Genomic DNA, 11,205 nt, shown 5'->3' on the forward strand with positions numbered 1-11,205 from the left:
CAGAGCCGCTAACGCTTTTCATGTCGGCTCAAGCGCCGAAACGCCATATCCAATCTCCCCTTGAGAAAAGTGCTCTTGAATTTCCCAATCTTCAATTCCGTAACGGTTTTAACCAGAGGTAATTATCAATTATCCATTATCAATTAATGAACCTAGTTATCCCAAAATCAAGTAATAAATTATGTCATTAACCCAATTTTTTTCAATTATCAATTATCAATTATCCATTATCCATTGTCAATTAATGAAGGGAACCATTTTTCCATTATTAATTAATTTGTACTTAACACCACGCCATACTACTGTACGTTTGGTCAACGCCAAAAACCAAAATATTAAACCGAAAGTGTCACGCAAAGGCAATAAATACAGACTTTCAAAACCTTCTGTATCTTTCAAATTTTTTAAGATTATCCCAGCCGTCAAAAGTCTTAAAGCAACTGTAACTGCAAAGATTCCTAACCCCCATAAATCTCCCATTCGTGCCACCGCGAACAAAATAGCAAAAGGTACTGCCCGAATTAATATAGTTGCAATAAAAGGCCAGGGACGTGCTAAATATGTATTCTGATCCCAATAAATTTGATGAGTCCACCAAGCTCGCCAATTTTTCAAGTCCACAGTTACATCAATAATGTATGGCAAAAGCAACATTTTTTTTCCAGAAGTCCAAACTCTCCGTCCAAGTTCGTAGTCTTCTACAAGATAATCTGCTAGACTCTCTAAACCACCAAGTTCTTCTAATGTACTCCGACTTATAGCTATAGATGGTCCTAAACAAGCATTAGATGCTCCTGTTACTGCTGCAAATATAACGCTAGGAATAAAGTCGGCATTCATAGTTAATAGTTCCATCTTTTCAAACCATTGATGGGCACTTTTGACTTTAAATAGAGTACAGACACATCCGACGCTGGGATTTGATAAAGGAGATATGATATTTTTGATATAGTCAGGTTTAAGATTAGTATCACTGTCGCTGATAATAATTGTGTCGTGACGTGCTTCAGCTATTGCACCAAGTAAATTATTGACTTTACCATTAGCTCCGACTTCTTTATTGTCAATAACAACGGAAATTTTCTGGTTACCTATTTCTAATTGAATATCCTGAAGAATAGGAAGAGCCGGATCTTGAGGATCTTGAACAGAGTAAATCACCTGGTACTCAGGCCAATCTTGAAGAGAAATAGTACGCAGATTTGACTTGAGGTCTTTTTCAATACCCCGTACTGGTTTTAGTACAGTCACAGGAGGATTAAATTTTTCTGTGACATTTATTTCTGGGATGGTTTTGTTAAAAAAATTTCTAGTCGTCCAGACACTTAGAATTGAATATATAGATCCACCGAGGATAGGTATGAGAAAAATTATTTGGAGTACCTCTACAGGGGTTGGCATTAATTAATTTTTACTTTCATTTTTTCAACTTCAAGTATAATATAAAATTTGCATAAATACAGACCAAGAAATAAGGTCTCATAACATTTATCAAAAACTTTTATACATTTTCTTAAGTAGGGGATTAGGGGTAATTGAATATTATCGTTTCCCCCTTTTTTTGAATATTTACTTCTTACTTCCTTCTTCCTTTAAAATAATGCTACAAAAAAGTTTATGCCGATCACAGATGCTTAAAAAAATCAGCTTCAATTCATTTGAGGTACATATTTTGATAGTTGACATCTGAATATTTACTCCTTCTTCCTTCTTTCTTATTCCTTTAACTGATAACTGATAACTGTTAAAACCGCCCCCGACCAGAAAATACTACTACCAAAAATACTGATAATTGCACCAAAACAATACTAGGACCTGAAGGTAAATTAAAAGTACCAGATAATACCATTCCTATAACTCCACTCACAGCACCAATTAATGCAGAAACTCCTAAAAATGGCACAAACTCATTACAAATTAACTTTGCTGTAGCTGCTGGAATCACTAAAAAAGCATTCACTAATAAAATACCAACTGCTCTAATAGTCAGAGCGATCGCCAAGGACAAAATAATCATAAATATGTATTGATATCTCTGTACAGGAATTCCCTGAATTTGTGCTAACTCGGTATTCAAAGTTAACAATATTTGTTTTGGTAAAGTTAGTCCTAACCAACCCAAATATACAGTCAATAAAATTATCAGAAAAACCAAATCTAAATTACTAATTGCCAGAATATCACCAAACAATATAGACAACAAATTACCACGATATCCAGGTACAAAATTAAACCCAATTGTTCCCAATGCAACTGAACCAGCGATCGTGATACTTAAAATCGTATCTCCTCCTAAATTAGTCTTTTCAATTAAATAATTAATCCCTAATCCAAATAATACCAAAAACCCAATTAAAGCCATCATTGGAGGTAACTGTAATAAAGCACCTATAACTACAGCCAAAAAAGCAGTATGACCTAAAGCATTTCCAAATAAAGATAACTGCCGTAAAATCACAAATCCACCGAGAATACCCCCCAAAATTCCTAATAGAATACCGCCAATAATTGCTCGTTGCATAAAAGGCAGACCAAATAAACTCACCCATTCTGAAAAATTCATATTAATAAGCAATAAGTTAAGAAGCAAAATTATAGATTTGATTAAGCAAATATTGATCGGAAAAACTTTCTATTTCTAATCATTATGTTTACAAAGATGAAAATATCTAGTAAAACTCTCTCCATAAATCTCAATCAAATTATCCTCATCCAAAGTCACGCTAGGTTTACCTTGACATAATAAACGACGATTTATACAAATAACCTGGTCACAATAACGACTAACCATATCTAGATCGTGGGAAACTTGAACAATAGAAAAGCCATTTTCTTTCTGTAAATTTTCCAATAATTCTGCAAACTCTACTTCTCCAGTTGGGTCTATGCCAGCCATCACTTCATCTAATATTAATAACTGCCGAGGTTGTACTAAACAATATGCTAATAAAACCCGTTTTAACTCCCCTCCACTTAAACTTCCTATTGGCTGTTTAGCTTGATTTTGTAAGTTGACTTGTAGCAAAGCTTTTTCCACAGACATAAGTTTTTGGCGCGACTTCATCAAACCTGGTTGTGGGGAACCCAAACTAACTAATTCAGCCACAGTCAAAGGAAAACTCCGGTCAAAAGGTAACTTCTGGGGAATATAAGCAATTTTCTGCCAGTGTTTTCCTAAATCTTTTATTTGTCTACCAAGAATTTCTACATAACCAGACTCATAAGAAATTAAACCTAATATTGCTTGAATTAATGTACTTTTTCCAGCGCCATTAGGTCCGATTATTGCTGTATTACTGCCAGGAAAAATTTGAAATGATACAGATTCTACTGCTTGATATTTGCCTCTCACTACTGTTAGATTTTGTACATCAATTACTGGGAGGTTTTTGTTGATTGGTACTACTTTCACTAGTAAACTTCCTCTAAAATTTTTCAATTATATTATGTCTGGTTAAGTAATTATAATTAAAGTTTGTAGTAAAGATATAGCCCTATCTATAAGTTCGGGCTAAAGCCCAACTACAAACAAAAACTTTTTTATCACTGATTATCCGCACATGATATTAAAGCTAATTCTACCTTTTTTAGGCACACCGATCCCGGGCAAGATGCCCAAAATATAAACAACATTTAATTGTTGATTTCTGTACTTTATATAGTTGAAATATGCTGTATTTTTCATCGTAGTAAAATAATGTTGTGGCTCTACTAGACCACTATTTATCTGGTCTAATTTTTTGTCAATATCTTTGACAATTTGTTGATTTATACTAATATGATGCCCCCCTGGAGGGAGCACATGATATAACTTTACTGACAAACTTCCTCTAAACTTTTTAAATTATTTCTCATCGCAGTAAAATAATGTTCTGGGTCTAACAAACCACTATTTATTGGATCTAATTTTTTGATTGGTAATCCAACATCTTTGGCAATTTGCTGCATTCGGCTATCATTAAATCCAATTTCTGCCAGTAAACCTTTAACTGGATATTCTTTAGTTGCATTTATTACTCTTTGAATATCTTTAGGCGTAATATTATCTTGTGGCAATTCTACCACTGCTATTTGTTCTAAATTATAGCGTTTTGCTAGATAGGGATAGGCGTCGTGAAAGGCAATAAATTTACATTCTTGGAAGGGAGCTAAACGAGTTTTAAATTCTTGGTCAAGTTGTTGTAATTTTTTCAGATAAATATCAGCATTTGTCTGATAAGTAGTTGCATTATTAGGGTCAGCTTTAATTAAACCATCGCGAATATTCTTGACTTGTTGTTGTGCTAAAACTGGGTCTAACCAAACATGAGGGTTTCCCTCTTCGTGACTGTGGCTGTGACCGTGGTGATGGTCATGATCATGGTCATGATCGTGATGATCGTCCTCTTCTTCTTCTATAGGTTCAATATTTTTACTAGCATTAATTTCTTGTAGTTGAGAGTTACCAGTAGCATCAACTAATTTCTCTAAAAATTCTTCTAACCCCAACCCATTTTTGACTAATACATCTGCTTCTGCAATAGTACGAGCATTTTCTGGTGTTGCCTGATATTCGTGGGGATCTGCTCCTGCAGGCATTAGGATTTCTACTTCTCCAGTTTCTCCTGTGACTCCTTTGGTAAACATATATATCGGTAAGAAAGTTGCAACTATCTTAGTTCGATCTGTATTTTGAGCGACACTGCTAACATTTCCCAGAGAAGCAGTCGTAATCAGTGCTGCTACTCCTAATAATGAACTACCGATCCATTGAAATTTTCTGAACATTGGTTTTGACCTATTATAAGAATGATTATCATTCTAAGTATAAGGTAAGAATAAAAAAAAGCCCTACTGGGGAAGAGGGAGGATTGTGAGAGGTGTGGGGAGAGCGGGGAAAGCGGGGAGTGTGGGAGATCTGGGGAGACGGAAGTGTGGGAAGTTTGGGGAGAGGAGGAGATAGCCTATGGGAGGTGTATTGAAATATTTTTAACCTTTTTTCTACTATTATTTCTATGGCAAATACGACTCTGTGCCTCAAAAATTTAATTCACAACATAAAGATATAGCAATGAGCGCTGGTGTGTTTACATGATACAAATAATTACTAATGTAGTCAATTCAAAGTATTGGTAATATTATATTATGTGCCCCCTTCGGGGGAGCTACGAATTGCGGTTAAATAGTTATTATAATTACAGTTCGTAGTAGGGCTTCAGCCCTATCTACAGTTCGGGCTGAAGCCCTACTACAAACAAAAACTTTTTTATCACTGATTATCCGGACATGATATTAGTAGAGCTTTGTATTACACTTGATGATAATAGTAGTATGTAAATATGTGAGCGCTCATTGCTATACCATTAGGGTTTCTATAAAGTTTACTGACATCTTTGCTCCCATAAACCCTATTTCTTATAATTAGGACTTACGCATAACCACCTGATGTAGTAGGGGTTAACGGCAATTAACCCCTACAAGTGGTCTATAGTTCCATTCTTTGCGTAAGTCCTGATAATATCAATTATAATAACCATATTCCCACCAATAGTTTCTTCTAAAGTAATTCAAGGAGTTTAAAATCATCAATAGATGCAGTTCTCAATTTACCTTTTTTATTTGCTTGCCAAACTTTACCACTATCAACATCCAAGCAAGTTAACCAACCCCGATCATAAATTCTAGTATCGATACAAATGGCATGACCGATATTAATAGGTTTACCACTTTTTTGACTGGTGTGACCGCAAACCATTGTTTTCCCTGAAAAGTGAGGCATAGGATTATCGAATCTTTCCCAAAAAAGATTGTACTCTGATTGCTCATTTAAAGAAAGATGGGGATCTGCATTTGCATGAACAAAAAAATGTTTGTCTGACTCCCACCAGTCTAAACAGACATTTTCAATAAAATGCCAGTGTTCGTCTGGAATCCTTTTTCGTTGAGATTTACCAGACTTAGAATAAGAAGCTAAAGTTTCCTTACCACCTGATTGATGCCAACGAGCTTTATCTTCCTCACAATAACGAGACCTCAGCATCATCAATTCATGGTTACCACGCAAAGCTACAAGTTGCCCAGTTTCATGTAGTGCTATTAATCGATTAATGACTCCTTGAGAATCTGGACCTCTATCCACATAGTCACCCAGAGTAATAATAATATCCTCTAACCTTGGTTTGACTCCTGCAATTAATGTATCAAATGCTCTAGAATGACCATGAATATCTCCTATAGCAAGAATGCGCATAATATAAATAAGATAGGGAATAGAGAACAGGGAATAGGAAATCTGCACTTAAATTTTCTCGCATTACCAAACCTACCTAAATCGTGACTCCTGATTTCTGTAGGGGCGATTTCCTACGGAATGCTCCCCAAACGGGAATCGCCCCTACACTCCTTAAATCTTTTGATTAGTTATGTACTACCACAGGCGTTCCCACGGATGCCCAGTCAAATAACCATTTCGCGTGATTTACTGCTACATTTGTGCAACCGTGACTAACTGGAGTACCGAACCTATTATGCCAGTAAGCACCATGAATTGCCATTCCTCCATCATAATACATAGTATAGGGAACGTCGGGCACGTCATAACCTGGTCCAGTCATTCTGGTGCTACGATATTTTGTGTATACTCTAAAAGTGCCTAAGCGGGTAGGAGTTGATGCTTTACCTGTAGAAACTATGACTGCATAAACTGCTTTATTTCCTTCCCAAGCAATTAATCTTTGGGTAGATAAATCAATTGATATCCAACGTTCGTCTGATTGTTGCAACTCTAACATTCTTGTGGCAATTACATTTTCCCATTGACTAGCTTTTGTTACTATTGACCAGGAGAAAAAAGTTGTAATAGTTAGTGCTGCACTGGCGAATATTTTAATTATTTGATATCTATTTTTATAACTAGAGGAAACCAGTTTCTTAGTAATTCCTGAACTAAGTAAATTTTTCATATTTATACCTCTCTTGAAGAAGAAAAATTGTGGTCTGATTTTTATTTATAGCACTACAAATAAAGTGTTAGGGAATTAATAAAATTAAAATTAATTATTTCCCCCTGCTGCCTACTCCCTCATTTTCTGAAAGTTGCTTAACTAGGACTTGAGCTTGTTGAGCGATCGCTTTCCAATCTTGAGAAATTATTAATTTTTCAGGAAATAGTTTGCCTGATAAACCTACAGCAATTGCACCTGCATTAATAAATTCTTTAGCATTTTCTAAGGTTACTCCACCAGTAGGAATTAAGGGAATGTGTCCTAAAGGTCCTTGCAAACTTTTAATATAATTTGCACCTCCAACTGCCGAAATTGGATATATTTTAACACAACTAGCTCCTGATTCCCAAGCAGTAACTATTTCTGTGGGAGAAAGAGCGCCGGGAATTATGGGTACACCTGCTATTTTTGCTGTTTGAATCATAGCAGGATTGGTATGTGGAGTAAAGACAAATTGGCAACCAATTTTAAGTGCTTTTTGTAACTCTTCTAGGGTTAATAATGTACCCGTACCAATGGTACAATTTGGTAATTCAGAGTGGAGTAAAGTAATTAATTCTGCTGCTTGATGAGTATTCCAAGTAATTTCTATTATCCGAATACCTCCAGCAGCAACAGCTTTTGCCATTTGCCGAGCCAGCTCCATTTTTGAGGTACGAATAACAGCAATTATTCGATTATTTTGTAATGTGTTTAACCAATTATTTTGAGTCATAAAGTTAAGAAGTAAGAAGTAAGAAGTAAGAAGGAAGAAGGAAGAAGTTAAGAAGTAAGAAGGAAGAAGGAAGAAGTTAAGAAGTAAGAAGTAAGAAGTAAGAAGTAAGAAGGAAGAAGTAAGAAGTAAGAAGTAAGAAGGAAGAAGTAAGAAGGAAGAAGTAAGAAGTAAGAAGTAAGAAGATAAATATAGCATTCCTAAATTAGTTTGTAACGTTTTATCGTAGGAGTTTGGTCTCTAAATCCCATTTTTACTTTGGTTTGGAGATAAAAATTCTACAGTTTTTTTGAAAAATTATTTAGGATTGCTATACATATATCTTTATATTAAAATATTCTGGCATAAAGATATAAGAATTTATACCAGTTTTCATCTGAGTGAGGTAGAGCTTTTACAGGCAAGATGTTTGTGTTAAAAAGGTTTTAATTCTGTTTCCTGACTACTGACTCTCTCTTGACAATTCTAATTTTCCAATTTTCCCCAAATAGCTAATCCTCCTCCTCTACCCCGAGCAGCAATAAATTTTTCTTGAATTAAAAAGTAGGCAAAAAATGCTTGGTTCCCGACACTTTCTGTAACAAATTTATCTTCACTTTCTTTACCACCTCGAATATATCCAGAATAAAGTTTGACTCCGAATAATTTGACTGTAATTTTTGTAAAATCAAAAGCCAGAATATTTTTTTTGTCTAAAAATTTTGTCGGTCCGGAAAGAGATAATTTCAAACCAGAAAATTCCACATTATTTTCTACCATGCCGATTTCTAATTGTTCATATATTTCAGAATTATCGGTAGGGGAAAAATAGGATAGCGTAATTTTAACCAACTTAGGAAGATAACGTCCTGCTCCTAATACAATACCCGCTCTTTTTCTAGTTTTTTTCGTACCAGTAATAAAACATAATTGCCAATTCCCTGATAATTGCTCAATTTTATAGGTTTTATTTTCCTTTTTTGACTGTTTTTCAATTTCAATAAGTGCTGAAACAACAGAATCAGGAGATGGTTTATTGGCGGAATTTTCGACAACTGAATTAGCTGCTGTTTCTATTGTGAATAAATTTTCCATGATATTTTTGCAGGAGGTTTTAGGTTCAGTAGGGGCGAATGGCCATTCATCTCTACATTATTGCTGTGACTATATTTGAGAATATCCTAACGGTAATGGCGATCGCTATACTATACGAATTTGATAAAAATGCAAAACTTTTAGTAGACTGACACATCTTAAATAGTCAGCACTTACGCATGGGTACTACATATAGCGCAAAAAACTATAACGTTATAGTTTTTTAACTCTACATATATGGTCTATGGGTAAGTCCTAATAGTGCAATAGTAGGGGCGGGTTTCTTCCTTAAATTAACGAGGTTTCACCTAAAGTTAAATAAACCCGCCCCCCAATGATGTAACTTTAATTTAATTAAATGACAAAAATCCAAGCTTCTCAAATTGAATATGTTGATGTAATTATTATCGGTGGCGGAATTGCTGGAATTTCCATTGCTGAATTTCTTGCTCGTCGTAGTCGCCTTTCTATAAAAGTATTAGATAATGCCCCACAATTAGGAACTTTTGCTTCGGGTAAATTGGAAGGTTGGTTTCATACTGGGGCACTTTATTCAGGACATGATGATGCTCAGACTTTTATTAATTGTGTTAATAGTTTGGAGGATTTAATTAATCTATATAGTTCCTATTTTTCCGAACAATGTAATATTGCTCTAACAGAAACTAAACCTAATTTTTTTACCCCCACAGTTATCCCTAATTTTAATGGTTGGTTTAATGATAAACCTGTATATTTAATTCATCCTAGAAAAAATTCTCCAGAAATTAGTTTATCTGGTCTCAAAAGTGATTCGGTATATTTAGAAATTCAGCGTAACCGAGTTTTAGGGAGATTAGAAACTGCTTATGGTCAACAATATAATTGGCTGCAAAATGGAAATTGTTTAGCACCAGTTTATGCCGAAGTTGAAGCTTATGAAGGTTTAAATTGTTCTTTGCGCCATTCCACAGAAACTATAGATAATCTTTGTCGTAGATTCGATAATTCTTATGGTCTAGAAAATTCAAAGTATGAAATTATCAAAACCTTAGATTGTTCGATGAATACTACTGCCATAATGAGAACTTTAGTTGCTAGTGCCATAGAGCGAGGGGTGACATTCGAGACGGGAGTAACTATTGATAAATTACTAATAGATAGCTACGGTCAAATTCAAATCAAAAGTCTTTTATGTCGTACACAAAATAGTTTGCCAAAACGTCTAAAAGCACGGTTATTTATTTTTACAGTGGGAAAAGGTTTTGAACCTTTTTTGTCTGACTTACAAGTACGGGCAAAACTTAAACGTAGTCGTAGTGCTATGGTAGTAGCTCAACCTGCTTTAACTGATACTAATTTTGTGCGGATGTCTACTAAGAGAAAGTTTCATTTTAATCATTTTGTACATAATTGTGAGATAGGGGCGGAAAAATTTGTTTATTCTATGTTGGCTGATTCTAGTTATACTAATGACGACCCAATAAATCGAGAAGAAGAAGTAGATATTGAGCAAATTTTAGATTCGGCAGAACGATATTTTGGCAAAGATAAACTTTATAGTCGAAATCTTTTTAGTTATGACTGTGTGAAAACAGAATTTATTAGTCAGGAAGAACAAAAACGGCGTTATAGTTATTGGATAGAGTCAAATCCTAATAGTAACTATTTATGTGTTTTGCCAGGGAAATTTTCTTTTTTCCCGACAGTGGCATTTCAATCTTATCAACGGATTAAAACTCTAATTGATTTTGATGAATGTGTGGAGAAATCAACTTTTGCTCCAGATGTTAAAGTCATGGAAGAGGCAAATAAATTAATTGCTGATTCTTATCCTATTAAAATTATTAATGAAGCTAGAAATTGGTAAATGAAAAAGCTCGTAGTTATCAGTCCAGTAGGGTGCGTTAGGCGCTTAAGAAAAACTAGGTTTAGTATGTAAAATATTAGCTGGCGCCGTAACGCACCATTCATTAGGGTCAGTAAAATGTAGGGTGTGTTAGACGGCTTAAATTCAGATTCTGCAAGGGATTCAGCAATCCGTCGTCACGCACCATTTTAGCTGTGTCTGTCCATTAGGGTGCGTTTTGCTGCGCAACATGAAAAGGCGCTTACGAAAAATGAGGTTGAGTATGTAAAATATTAGCTGGCGCCGTAACGCACCATTGATTAGGGTCAGTTTTAGGGTATAGTGGTGCGTTACGTTTCACTAACGCACCCTACTGGATTCTATAATAATTAATAATTAACAGAAACGGGTAGACGGGGCGGGTTGATTTCATCTAATGGTTAAACTCGTTAATTTAACGTGGAACCCGCCCCTACTGTTGCAATGTTGTAGTTGGGCTTTAGCCCCTCTAAGGATTTTCGGGCTAAAGCCCAACTACGAGCCTAATAAATGTAGGTTGGGTAGAACGATAGTGAAACCCAACATCAAAAAGGTTTTCTCCTACAGCA

Annotated in this window: 9 protein-coding genes; 1 reads left to right on the plus strand and 8 read right to left on the minus strand. The window is 35.1% G+C overall.

Annotated features, from left to right (window positions below; all coding sequences use genetic code 11):
• Window positions 1-237: 237 nt before the first annotated feature.
• The 8 genes from ACP6PL_RS25590 to ACP6PL_RS25625 all read right to left on the minus strand — a co-directional run bounded on the left by ACP6PL_RS25590 (window position 238) and on the right by ACP6PL_RS25625 (window position 8,769).
• Window positions 238-1,401 (minus strand): glycosyltransferase, encoded by a 1,164-nt coding sequence (locus ACP6PL_RS25590; RefSeq protein ID WP_426548155.1) that lies wholly within the window; start codon window positions 1,399-1,401, stop codon window positions 238-240.
• A gap of 343 nt (window positions 1,402-1,744) precedes the next feature.
• Window positions 1,745-2,563 carry a metal ABC transporter permease gene (locus ACP6PL_RS25595; protein WP_426548156.1) on the minus strand — a complete coding sequence of 273 codons (819 nt, stop codon included), beginning with the start codon at window positions 2,561-2,563 and terminating at the stop codon, window positions 1,745-1,747.
• A 75-nt stretch (window positions 2,564-2,638) separates the two neighbouring features.
• Window positions 2,639-3,412: a metal ABC transporter ATP-binding protein gene (locus tag ACP6PL_RS25600; RefSeq protein WP_426548157.1), complete on the minus strand. Its 774-nt coding sequence runs from the start codon at window positions 3,410-3,412 to the stop codon at window positions 2,639-2,641.
• Window positions 3,413-3,813: 401 nt separating this feature from the next.
• Window positions 3,814-4,767 (minus strand): metal ABC transporter substrate-binding protein, encoded by a 954-nt coding sequence (locus ACP6PL_RS25605; RefSeq protein WP_426548158.1) that lies wholly within the window; start codon window positions 4,765-4,767, stop codon window positions 3,814-3,816.
• A 769-nt stretch (window positions 4,768-5,536) separates the two neighbouring features.
• Window positions 5,537-6,229: a metallophosphoesterase family protein gene (locus ACP6PL_RS25610; RefSeq protein ID WP_426548159.1), complete on the minus strand. Its 693-nt coding sequence runs from the start codon at window positions 6,227-6,229 to the stop codon at window positions 5,537-5,539.
• 166 nt (window positions 6,230-6,395) lie between these two features.
• Window positions 6,396-6,941: a L,D-transpeptidase gene (locus ACP6PL_RS25615; protein ID WP_426548160.1), complete on the minus strand. Its 546-nt coding sequence runs from the start codon at window positions 6,939-6,941 to the stop codon at window positions 6,396-6,398.
• A 94-nt stretch (window positions 6,942-7,035) separates the two neighbouring features.
• Window positions 7,036-7,698 carry a bifunctional 4-hydroxy-2-oxoglutarate aldolase/2-dehydro-3-deoxy-phosphogluconate aldolase gene (locus ACP6PL_RS25620; RefSeq protein ID WP_426548161.1) on the minus strand — a complete coding sequence of 221 codons (663 nt, stop codon included), beginning with the start codon at window positions 7,696-7,698 and terminating at the stop codon, window positions 7,036-7,038.
• Between the two features lie 462 nt (window positions 7,699-8,160).
• Complete coding sequence (locus ACP6PL_RS25625; RefSeq protein ID WP_426548162.1) at window positions 8,161-8,769, minus strand: hypothetical protein; 609 nt, start codon at window positions 8,767-8,769, stop codon at window positions 8,161-8,163.
• A 358-nt stretch (window positions 8,770-9,127) separates the two neighbouring features.
• On the opposite strand from ACP6PL_RS25625, the gene ACP6PL_RS25630 reads away from it, so the two are divergent.
• Window positions 9,128-10,618, plus strand: a complete 1,491-nt coding sequence (locus ACP6PL_RS25630; protein ID WP_426548163.1) for an FAD-dependent oxidoreductase — start codon at window positions 9,128-9,130, stop codon at window positions 10,616-10,618.
• The last annotated feature ends 587 nt before the right edge of the window (window positions 10,619-11,205 follow it).

This window comes from Dapis purpurea BLCC-M126, from assembly GCF_050015975.1.
GTDB lineage: Bacteria > Cyanobacteriota > Cyanobacteriia > Cyanobacteriales > Microcoleaceae > Trichodesmium.

What these genes read in the sequence shown, in the direction of transcription:
- ACP6PL_RS25590 (WP_426548155.1), bottom strand. Translation starts at nt 1,401, where the DNA reads ATGCCAACCCCTGTAGAGGTACTCCAAATAATTTTTCTCATACCTATC.
- ACP6PL_RS25595 (WP_426548156.1), bottom strand. Translation starts at nt 2,563, where the DNA reads ATGAATTTTTCAGAATGGGTGAGTTTATTTGGTCTGCCTTTTATGCAA.
- ACP6PL_RS25605 (WP_426548158.1), bottom strand. Translation starts at nt 4,767, where the DNA reads ATGTTCAGAAAATTTCAATGGATCGGTAGTTCATTATTAGGAGTAGCA.
- ACP6PL_RS25610 (WP_426548159.1), bottom strand. Translation starts at nt 6,229, where the DNA reads ATGCGCATTCTTGCTATAGGAGATATTCATGGTCATTCTAGAGCATTT.
- ACP6PL_RS25615 (WP_426548160.1), bottom strand. Translation starts at nt 6,941, where the DNA reads ATGAAAAATTTACTTAGTTCAGGAATTACTAAGAAACTGGTTTCCTCT.
- ACP6PL_RS25620 (WP_426548161.1), bottom strand. Translation starts at nt 7,698, where the DNA reads ATGACTCAAAATAATTGGTTAAACACATTACAAAATAATCGAATAATT.
- ACP6PL_RS25625 (WP_426548162.1), bottom strand. Translation starts at nt 8,769, where the DNA reads ATGGAAAATTTATTCACAATAGAAACAGCAGCTAATTCAGTTGTCGAA.
- ACP6PL_RS25630 (WP_426548163.1), top strand. Translation starts at nt 9,128, where the DNA reads ATGACAAAAATCCAAGCTTCTCAAATTGAATATGTTGATGTAATTATT.